15 protein-coding genes and 4 tRNA genes are annotated in these 19,644 nt (G+C 54.7%); all 19 read right to left on the reverse strand.

The window, feature by feature from the left end; all coding sequences use genetic code 11:
- Nucleotides 1-32: 32 nt before the first annotated feature.
- A complete protein-coding gene (locus tag QEN43_RS11350) occupies nt 33-1,088 on the reverse strand; it encodes a PstS family phosphate ABC transporter substrate-binding protein (RefSeq protein WP_317963252.1) in 1,056 nt (351 codons plus the stop codon).
- A gap of 185 nt (nt 1,089-1,273) precedes the next feature.
- Nucleotides 1,274-2,236 (reverse strand): alpha-L-glutamate ligase-like protein, encoded by a 963-nt coding sequence (locus QEN43_RS11355; protein ID WP_036269155.1) that lies wholly within the window; start codon nt 2,234-2,236, stop codon nt 1,274-1,276.
- Between the two features lie 4 nt (nt 2,237-2,240).
- Nucleotides 2,241-3,770 (reverse strand): inactive transglutaminase family protein, encoded by a 1,530-nt coding sequence (locus QEN43_RS11360; protein WP_026611373.1) that lies wholly within the window; start codon nt 3,768-3,770, stop codon nt 2,241-2,243.
- Nucleotides 3,771-3,810: 40 nt separating this feature from the next.
- Nucleotides 3,811-4,350 carry an ATP-dependent zinc protease family protein gene (locus tag QEN43_RS11365; RefSeq protein WP_051331912.1) on the reverse strand — a complete coding sequence of 180 codons (540 nt, stop codon included), beginning with the start codon at nt 4,348-4,350 and terminating at the stop codon, nt 3,811-3,813.
- A 235-nt stretch (nt 4,351-4,585) separates the two neighbouring features.
- Nucleotides 4,586-5,200, reverse strand: coding sequence for a c-type cytochrome (locus tag QEN43_RS11370; protein WP_026611372.1), 615 nt, complete (start codon nt 5,198-5,200; stop codon nt 4,586-4,588).
- 233 nt (nt 5,201-5,433) lie between these two features.
- On the reverse strand, nt 5,434-9,627 hold the full coding sequence (rpoC, locus tag QEN43_RS11375) for a DNA-directed RNA polymerase subunit beta' (RefSeq protein WP_026611371.1): 4,194 nt from the start codon (nt 9,625-9,627) through the stop codon (nt 5,434-5,436).
- Between the two features lie 80 nt (nt 9,628-9,707).
- Nucleotides 9,708-13,784: a DNA-directed RNA polymerase subunit beta gene (gene rpoB, locus QEN43_RS11380; RefSeq protein ID WP_026611370.1), complete on the reverse strand. Its 4,077-nt coding sequence runs from the start codon at nt 13,782-13,784 to the stop codon at nt 9,708-9,710.
- 265 nt (nt 13,785-14,049) lie between these two features.
- Nucleotides 14,050-14,427 (reverse strand): 50S ribosomal protein L7/L12, encoded by a 378-nt coding sequence (gene rplL, locus QEN43_RS11385; protein ID WP_026611369.1) that lies wholly within the window; start codon nt 14,425-14,427, stop codon nt 14,050-14,052.
- Nucleotides 14,428-14,456: 29 nt separating this feature from the next.
- Entirely contained in the window at nt 14,457-14,984 is a 528-nt protein-coding gene (gene rplJ, locus QEN43_RS11390) for a 50S ribosomal protein L10 (protein WP_317963253.1), read from the reverse strand.
- A gap of 207 nt (nt 14,985-15,191) precedes the next feature.
- Complete coding sequence (rplA, locus tag QEN43_RS11395) at nt 15,192-15,887, reverse strand: 50S ribosomal protein L1 (protein ID WP_026611367.1); 696 nt, start codon at nt 15,885-15,887, stop codon at nt 15,192-15,194.
- The gene (rplK, locus tag QEN43_RS11400; RefSeq protein ID WP_026611366.1) at nt 15,887-16,318 is read right to left on the reverse strand and encodes a 50S ribosomal protein L11; all 432 of its coding nucleotides are present in this window, start codon (nt 16,316-16,318) and stop codon (nt 15,887-15,889) included. Before rplK ends, rplA begins: the two co-directional genes overlap by 1 nt.
- 78 nt (nt 16,319-16,396) lie before the next feature.
- Nucleotides 16,397-16,930, reverse strand: coding sequence for a transcription termination/antitermination protein NusG (nusG, locus tag QEN43_RS11405; RefSeq protein WP_026611365.1), 534 nt, complete (start codon nt 16,928-16,930; stop codon nt 16,397-16,399).
- 1 nt (nt 16,931) lies between these two features.
- Nucleotides 16,932-17,309: a preprotein translocase subunit SecE gene (gene secE, locus QEN43_RS11410; RefSeq protein WP_026611364.1), complete on the reverse strand. Its 378-nt coding sequence runs from the start codon at nt 17,307-17,309 to the stop codon at nt 16,932-16,934.
- 42 nt (nt 17,310-17,351) lie between these two features.
- Nucleotides 17,352-17,427 (reverse strand) — tRNA-Trp (locus QEN43_RS11415).
- A gap of 54 nt (nt 17,428-17,481) precedes the next feature.
- Complete coding sequence (gene tuf, locus QEN43_RS11420) at nt 17,482-18,672, reverse strand: elongation factor Tu (protein ID WP_026609161.1); 1,191 nt, start codon at nt 18,670-18,672, stop codon at nt 17,482-17,484.
- A gap of 40 nt (nt 18,673-18,712) precedes the next feature.
- Nucleotides 18,713-18,788, reverse strand: a tRNA-Thr gene (locus QEN43_RS11425).
- Between the two features lie 23 nt (nt 18,789-18,811).
- Nucleotides 18,812-18,885, reverse strand: a tRNA-Gly gene (locus QEN43_RS11430).
- Between the two features lie 13 nt (nt 18,886-18,898).
- A tRNA-Tyr gene (locus QEN43_RS11435) sits at nt 18,899-18,983 on the reverse strand.
- 58 nt (nt 18,984-19,041) lie between these two features.
- Nucleotides 19,042-19,629, reverse strand: coding sequence for an aminoacyl-tRNA hydrolase (gene pth / locus QEN43_RS11440; RefSeq protein WP_026611363.1), 588 nt, complete (start codon nt 19,627-19,629; stop codon nt 19,042-19,044).
- Between the last annotated feature and the right edge of the window lie 15 nt (nt 19,630-19,644).

Genomic DNA, 19,644 nt, shown 5'->3' on the forward strand with positions numbered 1-19,644 from the left:
CGGCGAGATATCGCGCTCTCGAATGATTCTGGTCACATCGAGTAGTTCTTCAAATTCTTCGCATTCTGCGCGACTTCCTTACGCTCGTCACCGGGCAAGGGAATCAAACCCTTATCCGTCAGATAGCCTTCATCCCCCATGGCCTTGTCGCTCGTGAACTCCGAAATGTAAGCTTCGATCCCCGGAATCACGCCGACGTGCGCCTTTTTAACATAAAAGAACAGCGGCCGGGAAACCGGATATTGCTGAGCCGAGATCGTATCGTAATCCGGAACGACACCATCCACGGGAACGGCTGAGATCTTATCGCCGTTCTGATCCAGGAAGCTGAACCCGAGGATGCCCAAGGCTTTTGGATTGGCACTCAGCTTTTGAACGATCAAATTATCGTTTTCGCCCGCCTCGATGTACGCTCCGTCCTCACGGACCGTGTGGCAAATGCCCTTGTATTGCGCTTCGTCTTTTTCCTTCCAGGCCTTGATCCATTTGAAAGTCTGACAGCCGCCTTCCAATGCCAGTTCGGCAAAGGCGTCACGCGTACCGGAAGTCGGCGGCGGTCCCAAGACTTCGATCATCGCATTCGGCAACGCCGGATTAATTTGGTTCCAAGTCTTGTACGGATTATCTACCAGCTTGTCGCATTCCTGACAGGACGGATCGGGCACTTTCTTGGCGAGCGCCAGGAACACTTCGCGCCGGGTCAGCTCCATCGGCTCCGCAGACTTGGCGTGAGCCAGCACGATTCCGTCATAGCCGATTTTCACTTCCGTAATCTCTTTCACGCCGGCTTTCTGGCAAGCGGTCAACTCGGACTTTTTCATCGGTCGCGACGCATTGGCAATATCGGGATATTGAACGCCTACGCCGCTGCAAAAAAGCTTGATGCCGCCGCCGGTTCCGGTCGACTCGATTTTCGGCGTCTTGAATTTGCCGCCCTTGCCGAATTGCTCCGCTACTACCGTCGCAAACGGATAAACGGTCGAAGAACCCACAATGCTGATGTAATCGCGGGCTGCTTCGGCGTAAGCCTGACCGCCCAGTAGTATCATCGAAATTGCCGCTCCGAACCCCAAGAATTTATTTTTCACTGGCTCCCCCTATTGTGAATTGAACAAGAAACACGGCTCGATTCCGGAAATCACTTCAAAACAGAGTAGTTTTAACAAAGAATTGTTACCGTAATATTTCACTTCGCAACGGGGATCAGACGCCATCTCCAGATTGAATCTCACCAATGCATGACTGTGTGCTCCGAACAACTTGAGCAGGAACACTATGGATTTGAAGCAGCCAGATGCCGCGCCAACTTAACCCGGTCCTCTATGGAAACCGGTATTTCGGCCATACGTTCAACCTGACGCAACCGGGGAAGAATGCCGACCTTGTTAGCAAGTTGGATGCTCAAACCCGGTCTAGCATTGATTTCCAGCACCAATGGACCGAAATCTTTATCCAAAACGATATCGACTCCGATAAACCCGAGTCCGACCAAGTCGTGACAGCGCGCTGTCAGCCCAAGAATTTCGCTCCAGTACGGAATTTCCAGCCCGGCGAGCTTCCCGCCCGTATCCGGATGCTGGTCGATGGGCGTGTCGCGCCAGACACCGGAAAACGTTCGACCGTTCGCCAAGTCTATCCCGACCCCGATGGCCCCCTGGTGAAGATTCGCCTTGCCGTCGGACAAGCGAGTCGGCAGACGCATCATAGCCAGGATCGGTACTCCTCGGAACACGATCGTTCGAATGTCCGGAACTCCCTGATAGCTGATCGTTTCGAACATCGGATCAAATTTGACCCGATACTCGATCAGCGCCGAATCGGGCAAGCCGCCCAGACTGTACATGCCGCTCAAGATGTTGGAAATGTGGTGCCCGACCTCATCGGTGCTGACCAGAATACCGTTGGCCTTTCGATGCCGGCCGTTTTGGCGGCCGACGACGATCAGGATTCCCTCGCCTCCGCTGCCATGCGCCGGTTTTATGACGAAATCCTCGTACGGGCCGAGAATTTCCGGCAATTTCTCGATCTGGTGCTCAATTTCGACGATTCCGTACAAATTCGGAACGGCGATACCGGCGCTCAGGGCGAGCGCCTTGGTCTTGGATTTGTCGTCGACTAAGGGGAAATTTCGACGAGGATTGTAGGGAAGTATGAAATCGGCATTGCGCTCGTTCATTCCCATAATCCCGAGGCTGCGCAGGCGCTCCCAGGGTAATCGAATTTTCCAGAATCCCATATGCTTACCGTCTCAAAGCCGCCCTGAAACGCCATAATTCGGTCAGGCGATATCCGGTATAGCGCCCTAGCATCAAGGTCATAGCCAACACCACCAGGAGCATTTCCGGGAAGACGAAGACCAGATGTCCGAGCGTCTCGCTGCTCATGATGAGATAGGCGAGCGAGGCGACGAGAAGACTTCCGAATCCCTGCTTCAAGGCCTCGGCCGGCCCCGCCTCTTCCCAAACCAGAGACATCCTTTCTATCGTCATGGCCAAGATCACCATCGGGAACAGGGCGATCGAAAGACCGCGATCTATGCCTAATTTATGACTGAACAAACTGATCGCCGCCATCAGCAAAATGACGATGATCAGCACCGAGGCCAAGCGCGGAACCAAGAGTAGCTTCAGGTATTCGAGATAAAATCGAATGAGAAGTCCGGACGCCACGAGCACGCAGAAAAGCGTTACACCCCAGAGCAGTTCGGTCTCCCGGAAAGCGAGGGCGATCAGAACAGGCATGAAGGTTCCGAATGTCTTGATCCCGATGACATTGCGCAGGAACACGATGAAAAACGCGCCTACCGGCACCAAAAGCAAGACGCGGTAGACGTTCTGCGTTTGCACCGGAAGGCTGAACAGCGAAAACTCCATGATGCGCGAGCCCATCTGCCGTGCCCGCTGCTCGGCTACCAGCGTCATATCCTGAGTGTGCTTTCGCACAGAGTATTCGACTTTGGCATGTTTGCCCCCCGAAACTTCGAGCACCGGAGAATCTCCCATGTGCCACACGATGGCTTCTTTGGGAAATCCGGCCTCCCCCGTTTCCGGGCCGAACGGTAGCCAACCGGCACCGTCGAAAACCTCCAGCCAAGGCGTCAAGGCGCCGTGGCTGATACCGTCCCTGAGAATTAGAACATGCGTCATGCGCGCAGGGATATTCGCCGCGGCCAGCAAGTTCACGATGCGGCGAACCCAGTCTTCGGAAACCTGAATGTTTTGCCTCAGCAAAACGACGTTGGGGTCGGGCGTTGGTGCATTGAGACGCAGCAACAGCTCGCGGGCGAAAGTAACGGCATCGGCCGACTTGCTGCGCACCTCGTCGAGCACGGCCTGCGCCGCGGAACGCATCAACTCCGGAAATTCGGGTACCTGCACCTCGGGCGCCGAAGTGATGGTCGGCGGCGCTGCCGCCATCGGGTCACGCGCCAAATTGATGCGGTAGTAAAGCACTTGATAGCCCTTAACCCGGCGTACCGCCCATTCGGCGAAACGCTGCGTCCCGTCATCTTCGGTCGTAAGACCATAGTTGCTGGACACGAAGTTTTCGTCGACGACCGTGTAGCCGACGGGAGAGCGAGGAATGGAGAAATGCACCTTCACCGGCGTATCCCTCTTCGCCTTGAATTCGATGCGCGCCTCTACGGTCCACACTTCCGCCTGCTCTGTAGGCAGCAAAGGCAAACCGAGTCGGGTTACCTTGTACCAACACAGCGAAACGCCGATGGTCACTAGGACCAACGCCAGCATCTTAACGTGCAGGTTCCGCAAGGATTAGTCCTACGTTCAGGGCGACGGTCGAACAGTATAGTTATTGTTTTTTCTCTCTGTCGGAAACGCCGGATACACAGGGGTCGCTATCCGCTTTATACAAAAAGGTATCTGCCGCGTCGACCAGAGCCACGTCTTTGAGGAAACTCCGACCAAGAAGCACCGGATAATTGAAATTGCTCCGGTCCACCAGAGTGAACTCTGTTTCATAATCTCTGCCGTTCTTGCACAACTGCAAACTCACGACATCGCGCTTCGTCGCGCGCGACTTGCGCTCCTTGATGTACACTGTGCGGATTAAAGGACGTTCAACGATGATGGATTTTTCATCATCGCTTCCGGTCAGCGTGAAGCGCACCCACTCCTGCCCATTTTTTGTAAAGTGTTTGATATCGTCGGCATGAAGGGATGATGTTTTAGCCCCGGTATCCAGTTTCGCCGTCATGCGAACGTTCCAAGGCTTGAGAAACACGGACTCCAGCCATCCCATGATGGCTCTTTCCCGCACGGCGGGTTGTGCCTCTGCGCCGGAAACAGCAGCAGAAAGCGCCAGCAAGAGGACCAAGGTGCCGAATCGCATCGTGAGGCTCTCAATCTTCGGAAATCATCTGAACGAATGGGAATCGACGAGCGGCGGAACTCGATCAACGACACAGGACTGGTGGCGTCTAATTCTCGCCTACCGTGTAACCGTGGCCCACCGGGAATACTCGTCACCTTTACTACGCGGGGAGGACTTGCCGAAGCGTGCATCTTCGGCAAGTGAAAGAAAAGAAAACGATTGCAAACGATCCAAGACCGGCGATTGAGCCGGACTAGTCTTCGACGATGGTCAAGCCTTTTTTCTGACTTGCATAATAGGCAGCGATGTCTCTCATGTCTTCCTCCGACAGTCCCTCTGCGATTCCATTCATGATCGGATTTTTTCGGGCGCCGGACTTATAATCCTGCAAGGCTTTAATAAGATAGCTCTCGTATTGTCCAGCGAGACGCGGGAAATTCGGATCCGTCGTATTGCCATCTTCTCCGTGGCACGCCCCGCAGCTTTCGGATTTGCCCTGACCGACCGAGGGATTTCCAGTCACAGGCAAAGCGGCGTTCATGGAGCGGAATCTTGACACATAAGCGGCGATGTCTTCGATATCCTGATCGGTCATGTTGGCAGCATTTCCGAGCATGCTGCCATGAGTGCGCTGTCCAGAGCGGTAAGCTTTCAACGCTGAGACGACATAATCGGCGTGCTGCCCACCAATGCGCGGCACGTGATAGCTGGGGTAGACGTTCGTGTAACCGGCTACGCCGTGACATCCCTCACAGGTGTAAAATTTCGTCCTTCCGGCTTCCGGGTCTCCCGCCGCATTGACGCTCGGAACGATCAACGCGCCAAGCAAACCGGCAACCATCAGGCCAGACAAACTTATAGTTTTCATTAATTTTGCTCCACGAATCTATGGACTTATCAAACTAGCGAAAAGGTGCCGCGATGGATTGCCCCCACCTAGACAGCAAAAACCCGGATTGAACCGGGCGCCATAAGTTGGAGGATTCCAAGAACCTCGAAAATTAAGCGGATTATATTACCCATTAATCACTATTTGACAATTGTTGGATACAAAAAGCGGCGAGTCGACACGACCGGCTCGCCGCTTCGAAGCATGTCTTATTACATGCTTAGCGCCTGCTTCAAGGCCTCTTCCACATCGCCAGCGTTGATAGCGCTTGTTGCCTCGACTTCCTCACCCTCGGCCAGTTTGGCTCGGCGTTTGCGGTCCAGATGATAGGCCAAGCCGGTTCCGGCGGGAATCAAGCGGCCAACGATGACGTTTTCCTTCAACCCAAGCAGCTTGTCGCTCATCCCGCGGATGGCTGCTTCCGTCAGAACACGGGTGGTTTCCTGGAAGGATGCAGCGGAAATGAACGACTCGGTGGACAGCGAGGCTTTCGTAATACCCAAGAGCACCGGCTCATAGCACGCCGGAATCTTACCTTCGGCCTCGATCCTGTCGTTCTCTTCCAGAACCCGTGCCCGGTCGACCTGCTCACCCTTCAGGAATGCGGTATCGCCGGGATCGGTTATTTCGACCTTACGCAACATCTGGCGAATGATGACCTCGATGTGCTTATCGTTGATCTTAACGCCCTGCAAGCGGTAAACGTCCTGAATTTCCTTCACCAAATACGACGCCAGCTCGGCGACTCCGCGTAGCCGCAGGATATCATGCGGTGTGAGATCGCCTTCGGCAATCGTTTCCCCCTGTTCCACATGCTCGCCCTCGAACACCGTGATGTGACGCCATTTCGGGATGAGCACCTCATGCTGATTGCCGTGAGCATCGGTGATGATGATACGGCGCTTGCCTTTGGTCTCTTTGCCGAAACTGACGGTACCGGTCGCCTCCGCCAAGATTGCGGGATCCTTTGTCTTGCGCGCCTCGAACAAGTCTGCGACCCGAGGCAGACCACCAGTAATGTCGCGGGTCTTGCTCGACTCCTGAGGAATCCTCGCCAGGACATCGCCCACTTGTACCAAATCGCCATCGCGAATACCGATAATGGCTCCGGCCGGCAGGAAGTATTGAGCCGCGATATCGGTCGCTGGAATCCGAATATCGTTCCCCTGCTCGTCGACCAGCTTGACCATCGGCCGCAAATCCTTGCCCGCACTGCCCCTCTGTTTGGGATCGATGACCACCATGGAGCTCAAACCGGTCACTTCGTCCGATTGCTCGCGAACCGTGACACCTTCGATGAAATCCACCAGCTTGGCATATCCTTTGACTTCGGTCACAACCGGGTGGGTATGGGGATCCCAATTCACCACGACCTGACCTGCTTTGACCTGGCTGCCCTCCCGCACCGATAGAACGGCGCCGTACGGAATCTTGTAGCGTTCACGCTCACGTCCGTGCTCGTCGATCACGCTCACTTCACCGGAACGCGAGACAGCGACCAAATTGCCGTCTTTGTTGACGACTGTCTTCAGATTGGTCAACTTGATCGTCCCCGAGGACTTGACCTCCACGTTGCTGATGGCTGCGGACCGTGATGCCGCACCACCGATATGGAAGGTACGCATGGTCAGCTGGGTGCCGGGTTCGCCGATCGACTGGGCTGCGATGACCCCGATGGCCTCCCCGATATTGACCTTATGCCCGCGTCCCAGATCGCGCCCGTAGCAGGTCGCACAAACGCCGTAACGAGTCTGGCAGCAGATGACCGAACGTACGCGGACGTTATCGACGCTATGGGCCTCTAGGATACTTACCGCGTGTTCGTCGAGAATCGTGCCGGCGGTCAAAAGCAATTCCTGAGTCGACGGATCTCTGACATCTTCAGCCAATGCGCGCCCGAGCACCCGCTCCGCCAGCGGCTCGACCACATCGCCGCCTTCGATCAGAGGCGACATAAGCAAACCGTCAGTGGTACCGCAATCCTCTTCGGTGACGACCAAATCCTGGGCGACATCGACAAGCCGGCGCGTGAGATAACCCGAGTTTGCAGTCTTGAGTGCGGTATCGGCGAGACCCTTGCGAGCGCCGTGTGTCGAGATAAAGTATTGAAGAACGTCCAATCCTTCCCGGAAGTTGGCGGTAATGGGCGTCTCGATGATCGACCCGTCCGGTTTCGCCATAAGGCCGCGCATACCGGACAACTGGCGGATCTGTGCCGCTGAACCGCGCGCGCCGGAGTCGGCCATCATGAAGATCGAGTTGAACGACTTCTGTTCTGCGATTCGCCCGTCCGGTAACTCAACTTTTTCCGTACCCAATCCTTCCATCATCACCTTGGCGACCTGGTCGTTCGCATGAGACCAGATATCAACCACTTTGTTGTAGCGTTCCCCGTCAGTCACCAGGCCAGAAGCGTACTGGTTCTGGATTTCCTTCACCTCCTGTTCCGCGGCCGCGATGATTTCTTCCTTCCGGGTCGGGATGGCCATATCGTCGACACCGAAAGAGATACCGGCGCGTGTCGCGTGAGAAAAGCCGAGGTACATCAGCTGATCGGCAAATACGACCGTAGCTTTGATACCCAAAGTGCGATAGCAGTGATTGATCAGCTTGGAAATCGCCTTTTTGGTCATATCCTGATTGACCATGTCGAACGGAATTCCCTCCGGTACGATGGTCCAAATCAGGGCGCGTCCTACGACGGTGTCGACCCGTTTACGGACAGTCTTTTTCTCGCCGTTTTCCCCAAAAGTGGTCTCCTCTATACGGACGTTCACCCGAGCGTGGATGTCGACAGCCTTGGTTTGGAATGCGCGCTGAACCTCAGCCACATCAGCAAAAACCATGCCGGTTCCCTTGGCATTGAGCCGCTCGCGGCTCATGTAATAGAGCCCCAACACCACATCTTGGGTCGGATTGATGATGGGCTCGCCGTTGGCCGGCGATAGTATGTTGTTCGTCGCCATCATCAAGGTGCGGGCTTCCAGTTGCGCTTCCAAAGAAAGCGGAACATGGACCGCCATCTGATCGCCGTCGAAGTCGGCGTTGAAGGCCGTACAAACCAGCGGATGCAACTGGATCGCCTTGCCTTCGATCAGTATCGGTTCGAACGCTTGAATACCGAGCCTGTGCAAGGTAGGCGCACGGTTCAGCAAAACCGGGTGTTCGCGGATCACCTCGTCGAGGATATCCCAGACCTCCGGGCTTTCCTTTTCTACCATCTTCTTGGCGGCCTTGATTGTGGTCGCAAGCCCGCGGAACTGAAGTTTGCTGAAGATGAACGGCTTGAACAATTCAAGCGCCATTTTCTTCGGCAAGCCGCACTGGTGCAGCTTCAGGGTAGGACCAACCACGATGACCGAACGGCCGGAATAGTCCACGCGTTTTCCCAGCAGGTTTTGGCGGAAACGCCCCTGTTTTCCCTTGATCATGTCGGCCAGCGATTTCAGCGGACGCTTGTTCGAGCCGGTTATGGCGCGCCCGCGGCGGCCGTTGTCGAGCAGGGCGTCGACCGCTTCCTGAAGCATGCGTTTCTCATTGCGCACGATAATATCCGGCGCATTGAGATCGAGCAGCCGTTTCAGGCGATTGTTGCGGTTGATCACTCGACGGTACAGGTCGTTCAAATCCGAGGTGGCGAAACGGCCACCGTCGAGGGGAACGAGCGGACGCAACTCCGGCGGCAACACTGGCAACACCGTCAGAATCATCCACTCTGGCCGGTTGTTGGATGAGATCAAGGACTCGATCGCCTTTAGACGCTTGGTGTGCTTCTTGATTTTCGTTTCCGAGTTGGTCGAATCGATCTCTTCGCGAAGCTTGGCAACCTCCTTGTGGAGGTCCATAGTCTTCAGCATCTCGTAGATCGCCTCGGCTCCCATCTTCGCGACGAACTCATCGCCGTGCTGCTGCACAGCCTGCTGATACTCCTCTTCGGTCAACAGCTGACCGCGCGTGAGAGGGGTCATACCAGGATCGATAACCACGTAGGACTCGAAGTAGAGCACGCGCTCGATCTCACGCAGGGTCATGTCGAGCAGCAACGCGATGCGGGAAGGCAGCGATTTCAGAAACCAAATATGTGCGACCGGGCTGGCCAGTTCGATATGGCCCATGCGCTCACGGCGAACTTTAGACAACGTGACTTCAACGCCGCACTTTTCGCATATGACCCCACGATGTTTCAGGCGTTTGTACTTCCCGCAAAGACATTCATAATCACTGACCGGACCGAATATCTTTGCGCAGAACAAACCATCTCGCTCGGGCTTGAAGGTACGATAGTTGATCGTTTCGGGCTTTTTCACTTCCCCGTAAGACCAGGACCGAATCATATCGGGCGAAGCAAGACTGATGCGGATGCTATCGAACTCTTCCGCCTGGTTTTGACGCTTTAAGAAGTTGATGAGATCTTTCACAGAGGTTCTCCTAAAGTCGGTTCTGCCAATCTGGACCGTCTGAAGGTCCGGATTCAGCCGCTAGCCTATTAGTCCTGTTCCAACTCGATGTTGATACCCAGGGAACGAATCTCTTTGATCAAGACGTTGAACGACTCGGGCATGGCCGCCTCCATGCGATGGTCACCATCGACAATGTTCTTATAGATCTTGGTGCGCCCGGTGACGTCGTCCGACTTGACCGTGAGCATCTCCTGGAGGGTATAAGCCGCGCCGTACGCTTCTAGCGCCCAGACTTCCATTTCTCCGAAGCGCTGGCCGCCAAACTGGGCCTTGCCGCCCAAAGGTTGCTGGGTAACCAGGCTATACGGGCCGGTGGAACGGGCGTGCATTTTGTCGTCGACCAAGTGGTTGAGCTTAAGCATGTACATATAGCCGACCGTGACGGGCCTATCGAAGACTTCGCCGGTACGTCCGTCGATCAACCAGGTCTGACCGCTTTCGGGGAGATCCGCGAGGCGCAGCATAGTCTTGATATCTTCCTCGCTGGCGCCATCGAAAACTGGTGTGGCCATGGGCACCCCTTCGCGGAGATTGGCTGCGAGTTCGAGAATCTCGCTGTCGGACAGCTCATCCAGGTCTTCTTTCTTACCGCTACAGTTATAAATCTCCTTCAAGAACTGACGGATTTCCTCGATCTTGGCCTTCGCATCCAGCATTTTGCCGATCTTCAGTCCCAAACCTTTGGCCGCCCAGCCTAGATGGGTCTCCAACACCTGGCCGACATTCATCCGGGAAGGCACGCCAAGCGGATTGAGCACGATGTCCACCGGGGTTCCATCCGCGAGATAAGGCATATCCTCAACCGGCACGATTTGGGATATGACGCCCTTGTTACCGTGACGCCCCGCCATCTTGTCGCCCGGCTGGATTCGACGCTTGACGGCCAGGTAGACCTTGACCATCTTCAAAACACCGGGCGGCAAATCGTCGCCCATCGCGATCTTCTTCTTTTTCTCTTCCAGCCGCTTGTTCATCTCTTCGCGCTGCTGAGCAATCTGCTCGGCGATGGCTTCGAGTTGAACGTTCAAGTCTTCATCTTGTAAGCGAATCTCAAGCCATTGGGACTGTTTCAATCCATCCAGGTACTCTCGGGTAATCACGTCTCCGGAGCGCAGTCTGTTCGGGCCCGATTCAGCCGTTTTTCCCAGCAGCATCTGCTCCACACGCTGGTAAAAGTCCTTCTCGATGATCCGCAACTGGTCGTTCAGATCCTTCTTGACCCGCTCGATCTCCGCCTGCTCGATCTGCTTCGCCCTGTCGTCCTTTTTAACGCCGTCGCGGGTAAACACTTGAACGTCAATGACGGTGCCATCCATACCGGACGGTACACGCAAGGACGTGTCTTTTACGTCCGACGCTTTTTCTCCGAAAATAGCCCGAAGCAGTTTTTCCTCGGGGGTCAGCTGGGTCTCGCCTTTGGGTGTGACCTTGCCCACCAGGATATCGCCTGCCTTTACCTCGGCGCCGATATAGACGATCCCGGATTCGTCCAGCTTGGCCAGCGCGGCTTCGCCTACGTTGGGTATGTCAGCGGTAATTTCTTCAGGCCCGAGTTTGGTATCGCGAGCAACGCAGGTTTTTTCCTCGATGTGGATGGTCGTGAAACGATCGTCCTGTACCACCCGTTCCGAAATCAGAATAGAGTCCTCGAAGTTGTATCCGTTCCAGGGCATGAACGCGACAAGAAGGTTTTGACCCAAGGCTAGCTCGCCCATGTCAGTAGACGGTCCATCGGCGAGGATGTCGCCTTTCGCGACTCTGTCACCCAGCTTCACCAGCGGCTTTTGGTTGATGCACGTGTTCTGGTTCGAGCGCGTATATTTGGTCAGATTGTAGATATCCACACCCGGCACGCCCGCTTCGGTCTCGTCGTCGTTCACGCGCACGACGATGCGGCTGGCATCGACGAATTCGACTGTCCCACCACGCTTAGCAATGACCGTCACCCCCGAATCCCGAGCGACGATGCGCTCCATGCCTGTACCGACCAAGGGTTTCTCGGTCCGCAGTGTCGGTACGGCCTGGCGCTGCATGTTGGATCCCATCAATGCCCGGTTGGCGTCGTCGTGCTCCAGGAATGGAATCAACGATGCCGCGACCGACACGATCTGGCGTGACGACACGTCCATGTAATTGATTTGATCGGCCGACGCGAGGGTGAATTCATCTTTATGCCGGCAAGAAACCAAATCATCGACCAAGCGGCCGTTTTCATCGACTTTTGCGCTCGCCTGAGCGATGAAATATTTGCCCTCTTCGATGGCGGACAGATACTCGATCTCGTCGGTGACGACACCGTTGACTACCTTACGGTATGGAGTCTCGAGAAATCCGTATTCATTGGTGCGAGCGTAAACCGCCAATGAATTGATGAGGCCGATATTCGGTCCTTCCGGCGTTTCAATGGGGCAGACACGTCCATAGTGGGTTGTGTGAACGTCGCGCACCTCGAAACCCGCGCGCTCCCGAGCGAGGCCACCCGGCCCCAGGGCCGAAACCCTGCGCTTGTGGGTCACTTCGGACAATGGGTTGTTCTGATCCATGAACTGCGACAACTGGCTCGAACCGAAGAACTCTTTGATAGATGCTGCAACAGGTTTCGCATTGATGATTTCCTGCGGCATCAGGTTCTCGGCGTCGGCCATAGACAGGCGCTCCTTGACCGCGCGCTCGACACGGACAAGCCCCAGCCGGAATTGATTTTCGACCATTTCCCCGACGGAGCGGACACGGCGGTTGCCCAAATGGTCGATATCGTCGACCGTCCCAATGCCGTTTCGAATATTGATGAGTTCCTTAAGGACATCAATGATGTCTTCTTTGGTCAGCACGCCCGGTCCCGTGATCTCCGAGCGCCCGAGCCGGCGATTGAACTTCATCCTGCCAACCGGCGACAGGTCGTATCGATCGGGCGAGAAGAAAAGGTTATCGAACAGCGTCTGAGCAGCCTCTTTAGCGGGCGGCTCGCCGGGCCGCATCATGCGATAGATTTCCACCAACGCATCGAGCTGGGTCTCGGTTGTATCGATCCGCATGGCATTCGAAATATATGGCCCGCGGTCTAGATCGTTGATGTACAACGTATCGATGGCCTCGATACCGGCTGCAATGATACGGTTCAGAAGATCCTCCGTGATCTCGTCGTTCACCTTGGCCACCAACTCTCCTGTACTCGGAGCGATCACATTATGCGCGAGAATCTTGCCATAGAGGTAATCCCTCGGCACAGCCAGTTGCTTGAGCCCAGCTTTATCCATCTGTCGAATGTGTCGAGCCGTGATTCTGTGCCCTTTCTCGACAATCGTCTGCCCATCAACTTTGATATCGAAGCTGGCGATATCGCCGCGCAGACGCTCGGGAATCAGGTCAAGCAAAATCCCATGTTCGGTGAACGAAAAACGATTGGTTTCGAAAAACAGCTTGATGATCTCTTCGTTGTCGTAGCCGAGAGCCCGCAAGAGAACAGTAGCCGGCAACTTTCTCCGACGGTCTATTCGTACGTAAACGCAGTCTTTGTGATCGAACTCGAAGTCGAGCCAGGACCCCCGATAAGGGATGATCCGGGCGTTAAACAACAGCTTTCCGGACGAGTGGGTTTTACCGCGGTCGTGATCGAAAAACACACCCGGCGAACGATGCAATTGCGAGACAATAACACGTTCCGTTCCGTTAATGATGAAAGTACCCGTCTCAGTCATGAGCGGAATTTCGCCCATGTAAATTTCCTGCTCTTTGATATCCTTCACGACCTTTGCGCTCGCCGGCGCGTCGCGGTCGTAGATCACCAATCGCACTAACACCCGCAAGGGTGCCGCGTAATTGGCACCGCGCTGCTGACATTCTTTGACATCGAACGTGGGCTCGCCCAGAGAGTAACTTACGTATTCTAAAACGGCATGCCCAGTATGGCTCTCGATCGGAAATACCGACTTTAACGCGGCATGCAACCCCTCGTCGACGCGTTTACTGGGAGGAACATCGGCCTGGAGAAATCTCTTGTATGAATCGACCTGTGTTGCTAAAAGATAGGGAACTTCAAGTACTTCACGACGCTTGCCAAAACTGTTACGAATGCGTTTTTTCTCGGTGAAAGAGTAGGCCATAGTGGTTCCTTACCTTAAGTATTCAAACGAAATAACCACAATCTCTAAGAGGGATTAGAAGACTCGGATGACCACTTGCAGATTAAAATTAGACATAGGACGGTAGAAGTAATTCGGCCAGCGACTTGGTTGCACTGTAAGCCTCAACTGCTCGCCGCCCGGGGGCGAGCTACACTTTTACAATAGATCGTTGCAAGCGCCAAAAGGCCGGCAGCCAAAAGCTGCCAGCCTCAAAGGGATCGACTTGGTTCAGGCCACGCAACAATTATTTAATTTCAACTGCTGCGCCGGCTTCGACCAACTGTTTCTTGATATCTTCGGCTTCTTGCTTACTGACTCCCTCCTTGACGGTCGATGGAACACCTTCCACAAGGTCTTTGGCTTCTTTCAAGCCCAAACCGGTGATAGCACGGATCACTTTGATCACGTTCACCTTGTTATCGCCGAAGCTCGTCATAACGACGTCGAATTCGGTCTTTTCTTCGGCCGCCGGTGCCGCCGCTGCTGCTGCCGGTGCAGCCACGGCTACCGCAGCCGCCGCCGACACGCCGAATTTTTCTTCCATGGCGGAAATCAGATCCACCACCTCCATCACCGTCATATTGGCAATGGTTTCCAAAATATCTTCTTTAGATACAGCCATCGAAATACTCCAAAAGTAAAGCTTGTTGCTTATGCTGCCTGCTTTTGATCGCGTATTGCCGCCACCGTCCGTACCAGCTTTGCGTGAGGCTCCGCTAGAGTTCTCACGAACTTCTCGATCGGCGCTTTCATCACGCCCATCAACATAGCCAAAGCTTGTTCTTTCGTCGGGAGCTTGGCTAACCGATCGATCTCCGATGCGCCGTAAAGTTTTCCCCCTACAGCAACCAGCTTTACAACAAGCTTCTCGTGCTGCTTCGAGAAATCCTGAACAACGCGCGCAGCCGACCCTGGATCTTCCATGGAAAAAGCCAGGATCAACGGGCCGACCAGACCATCCTTCATGCAAGCAAACTCGGTGCCTTCAATGGCCCTACGGGCCAGGGTATTCTTGATCACCCTTAGATAAACACCGGATTCACGCGCAACTTTGCGAAGGTCAGTCAATTCAGAAACGGTTAACCCACGATACTCTGCAGCCACTGCAGAGTGAGCTCGAGCGGCAACAGCAGCGACTTCTGCGACGACGGCTTTCTTGTCATCGAGTCTTAGCGCCACTTAAATACCTCCGGTAGAAGTCTGAACAGTTGGGAACCATTCAGAGCCAACAAAACATCCTGTTTCAGGACGTCCCAAAAAACGGCTCCTTTCACCGATAACGGCTTCAGTACACCGTCTGCGCGGGCTTTGTCGATTAAGCGCACAAGGCGCACCCGCGGTCTTTGACGGTTACCGGCAGTACCGGCAACCCAAAGTCTGTTTCAACTATGCCGCCAGAGTCCCGTGATCAATCTGCAACCCGGGCCCCATGGTGGAAGATACTGTGATTTTCTTCAAATAAACGCCCTTTGACGTAGAAGGCTTAGCCTTCTTAATGTCGGATATCAGAGCCTCGAGATTCTCTTTCAAGGCCACGACATCAAAGTTCACTTTACCGATCGAACAGTGAATAATGCCGCGTTTATCGGTTCGATAACGGACTTGTCCTCCCTTCGCGTTTCTTACCGCCGCTGCGACATCTGGAGTCACCGTACCCACTTTCGGGTTCGGCATGAGTCCACGTGGCCCGAGAATCTGACCCAACTGCCCCACGACCCGCATTGCGTCTGGCGCTGCTATCACAACGTCAAAATTGAGCTCTCCTGCCTTTACTTGAGCAGCCAGATCGTCCATACCGACGATATCCGCCCCGGCTTCTCTCGCCGCATCAGCATTCGCACCTTGCGCGAACACCGCTACCCGAACTGTTTTTCCGGTACCATGAGGCAACACGGTAGCACCGCGAACGGCTTGGTCGGACTTCCTCGGATCAACTCCTAGATTTACGCTAACATCGACCGACTCGACGAACTTTACCGTCGAAAGCTCTTTCAAAACGGCAAAAGCCTCCTCGGCAGTATAGAGCTTTCCCGCTTGGAGTCTCTCTTTGATCGCCCTCGCACGCTTGCTCAACTTTGCCATTAGACCCCCTCCACGTTAAGCCCCATGCTACGCGCGCTGCCGGCGATCGTACGAATCGCCGCTTCCATATCCGCCGCGGTCAAATCCGGCCTCTTCATAGCAGCGATTTGGGCCAGCTGCTCACGCGTCACCGTTCCAACTTTATTGGTATTCGGGTTGCTGCTACCTTTCTCCAAACCAAGCGCCTTTTTCAACAAGACCGAGGCCGGCGGCGTTTTCGTGACGAACGTAAAACTACGGTCGCTATATACCGTGATGATGACCGGTATGGGCAATCCTTTTTCCATGCCCTGTGTATGGGCATTGAATGCTTTGCAAAACTCCATGATATTTACGCCCCTTTGACCGAGCGCAGGCCCTACAGGAGGACTGGGATTCGCTTCGCCAGCCTTCACCTGAAGCTTGATATAAGCGGTTATTTTCTTTGCCATGAATTACTCCTGGTGGGTGATTACGCCTTTAGGCTCCCCTACCCGCGGACCACGCGGTGTGGAAACTATGAAAAGCGGCTAAGCCTTTTCGACCTGACCGAAATCGAGCTCTACTGGTGTCGACCGACCGAAAATTAAAACGGATACCCGAAGCTTATTTTTCTCATAATTGACCTCTTCCACCACGCCATTAAAGTCCTTAAAAGGACCTTCAATGACTCGCACGACCTCTCCTACCTCAAAGAGCACCTTTGGCTTCGGTTTCGTCGCACCCTCTTCGACCCGACTCAATATCGCTTCGGCCTCCTGATCCGATATCGGCGCTGGTCGATCCGAGGTCCCACCGATAAAACCCAGCACGCGCGGAACCTCTTTAACGAGATGCCAGGTTTCGTCGTTCAGCTCCATCTGAACAAGAACGTATCCCGGAAAGAACTTGCGCTCGCTCTTCCTCTGTTGCCCCATACGCATCTCAACAACCTCTTCCGTGGGAACAAGTATCTTGCCGAAATAACGCTCAAGGCCCGACCGCTTAATTCTCTCCTCTAGAGAACGCTTTACCTGGTTCTCGAAATTGGAATACGCATGCACCACGTACCAGCGCAATGCCATGCTACGCTCCCTGACCAGTCAGCTGACTGATCACCCAGAACAGGAACATGTCGAACAGCCACAGCATTAGACCAACCAAGAAAACCAGAGCCACAACGATCAATGTTGCCTGAACGGTCTCTTGACGGGTCGGCCACACCACTTTTCTGACCTCAACCCTAGCTTCTTTCAAAAAACCCCAAAAGCTTTTCCCGAGTGGTGTGGTTAAAATCATTGCGATCGAGGCAATCGACAAACCGACGACACCCAACACCCGATACAACAAAGACTGCTGGGAGAAGTAGTAAAAACCGACTACTCCGGCGATCAACAAGCCGATTGCGAGCACGAGCTTCGCCGTATCGATAAACGAGGAACCTGACTCTGCTCGAGCAGCCATGAACATTCCAACCAGAAAAAAGAAGTTATCTTGTAACAAAGATGGCAGGCCAGGAGGGACTCGAACCCCCAACCTGCGGTTTTGGAGACCGCTGCTCTACCAATTGAGCTACTGACCTATATACTCTGCCGATTTGATGAGCGCCCCGCATTGCTAGATGCGGGGACACACTTTACTCCAAAATCTTGGATACGACGCCGGCTCCGACGGTCCGACCGCCTTCACGAACCGCAAAGCGCAAACCTTCCTCCATCGCGATCGGCGCAATCAATTTCACCGTGATCTTCACATTGTCACCGGGCATCACCATCTCCACGCCTTCCGGTAACTCCACCGCTCCCGTCACATCCGTCGTCCGGAAATAAAACTGCGGCCGATAACCGTTGAAAAATGGCGTATGACGTCCACCCTCCTCCTTCGACAATACGTAAATCTCCGCCTCAAAATGCGTGTGCGGCGTAATCGTGTTCGGCGCCGCCAAAACCTGACCACGCTCCACTTCTTCCCGCTTGGTGCCACGCAACAGCACCCCAACATTGTCTCCCGCTACCCCTTCATCCAGAAGCTTGCGGAACATCTCAACACCCGTACACGTAGTCTTCGTCGTCTCCCGAAGCCCCACAATCGAGATCTCATCACCTACCTTGATCTTGCCGCGTTCAATCCGACCCGTCACCACCGTACCACGACCCGAGATCGAAAATACGTCTTCAATCGGCATCAGGAACGGCTTGTCAACGTCGCGCTTCGGCTCCGGTATGTACGCATCCAGCGCTTCCACCAGCTTCACAATCGCCGGCACCCCAATCTCACTCCGATCCCCTTCCAACGCCTTCAATGCCGAGCCTCGTACAATCGGTGTGTCGTCCCCCGGAAAATCGTACTTCGACAACAGCTCGCGCACCTCCATCTCAACCAATTCCAACAGCTCCGGGTCGTCCACCATGTCCACCTTGTTCAGAAAGACCACGATGTACGGCACACCCACCTGACGCGCCAACAGTATGTGCTCCCGCGTCTGCGGCATCGGACCGTCCGCTGCCGATACCACCAAAATCGCTCCATCCATCTGCGCCGCACCCGTGATCATGTTCTTCACATAGTCCGCATGCCCAGGGCAATCAACATGGGCATAGTGCCGGTTCGGCGACTCATACTCCACATGCGCCGTCGCAATCGTGATACCGCGCGCACGCTCTTCCGGCGCCGCATCAATTTGATCATAGGCCTTGAACTCTCCACCAAAGCGCTCCGCTCCCACCTTCGTCAAGGCCGCCGTCAGCGTCGTCTTCCCATGGTCCACATGACCAATCGTCCCCACATTCACATGCGGCTTCGTGCGCGTAAATTTCTCTTTGGACATCCGCCGATACCCCTTAATCTGATTGCCGATATATCTATACTGGAGCCCATAACCGGACTTGAACCGGTGACCTCTTCCTTACCAAGGAAGTGCTCTACCGACTGAGCTATATGGGCAAGAAATCCGCCGCCTATTTTGCTGGAGCGGGTGATGGGAATCGAACCCACGCCATCAGCTTGGAAGGCTGAGGTTCTACCACTGAACTACACCCGCACAAAACCTAATTTGGTGGAGGGGGAAGGATTCGAACCTTCGAAGGCATAGCCGTCAGATTTACAGTCTGATCCCTTTGACCGCTCGGGAACCCCTCCAAGGGTTAAGGAGTGCATTATTCGGCATTAGATCGCCGGTGTCAATATTCGGCACACATCATCTCTGTGAATCGGTATGGAGACGGGTGGTCACGGCAGACAACTCACCCCGCAAAATGGCAGGAAACAATTCTGTTACCCTGGAAATCGCGCGACAGATCAACTCCCGCTCGTTGGCGCCGGGGTTACCGAGCACGTACGGCACGACCTCATCGCGATTACCTGGGTGACCGATCCCTATGCGTATGCGCCAAAATCCAGCTGTCCCCAACTGGTCGATCAGGTCCCTTAGACCGTTATGCCCCCCATGGCCGCCGCCACACTTCAGCCGGACCACACCGGGCGCAAAGTCCAGTTCGTCATGAGCCACCAGCATCTCCTCGGCAGTGATTTTGTAATACCGGACCAGTGCCGCAACCGATTGACCACTCCGATTCATGAATGTCATCGGCTTTAACAACAGAACACTGCCGCCTCCGAACTCCAAAGCCGCAACTAAACCTTGGAAACGCCGGTCCTCCCTGAAAACAGCACCATATGTCTCCGCAATCTCGTCGACAAACCAAAACCCGGCATTGTGCCGGGTTTTTTCGTATTGAGCGGTCGGATTTCCCAACCCGACAACCAATTTAAACCGGGTACCCAACAGCCTCTCCCGGCC

Source organism: Methylocaldum szegediense (genome assembly GCF_949769195.1).
Classification (GTDB): domain Bacteria; phylum Pseudomonadota; class Gammaproteobacteria; order Methylococcales; family Methylococcaceae; genus Methylocaldum; species Methylocaldum szegediense.

Excerpts from the sequence above, each read along its gene's own strand:
- secE (WP_026611364.1), bottom strand. The coding sequence starts at position 17,309 with ATGGCTGCTCGAGCAGAGTCAGGTTCCTCGTTTATCGATACGGCGAAG.
- QEN43_RS11365 (WP_051331912.1), bottom strand. The coding sequence starts at position 4,350 with ATGCGATTCGGCACCTTGGTCCTCTTGCTGGCGCTTTCTGCTGCTGTT.
- rplA (WP_026611367.1), bottom strand. The coding sequence starts at position 15,887 with ATGGCAAAGTTGAGCAAGCGTGCGAGGGCGATCAAAGAGAGACTCCAA.
- nusG (WP_026611365.1), bottom strand. The coding sequence starts at position 16,930 with ATGGCATTGCGCTGGTACGTGGTGCATGCGTATTCCAATTTCGAGAAC.
- tuf (WP_026609161.1), bottom strand. The coding sequence starts at position 18,672 with ATGTCCAAAGAGAAATTTACGCGCACGAAGCCGCATGTGAATGTGGGG.
- QEN43_RS11355 (WP_036269155.1), bottom strand. The coding sequence starts at position 2,236 with ATGGGATTCTGGAAAATTCGATTACCCTGGGAGCGCCTGCGCAGCCTC.
- rplL (WP_026611369.1), bottom strand. The coding sequence starts at position 14,427 with ATGGCTGTATCTAAAGAAGATATTTTGGAAACCATTGCCAATATGACG.
- QEN43_RS11370 (WP_026611372.1), bottom strand. The coding sequence starts at position 5,200 with ATGAAAACTATAAGTTTGTCTGGCCTGATGGTTGCCGGTTTGCTTGGC.
- rplK (WP_026611366.1), bottom strand. The coding sequence starts at position 16,318 with ATGGCAAAGAAAATAACCGCTTATATCAAGCTTCAGGTGAAGGCTGGC.
- rpoB (WP_026611370.1), bottom strand. The coding sequence starts at position 13,784 with ATGGCCTACTCTTTCACCGAGAAAAAACGCATTCGTAACAGTTTTGGC.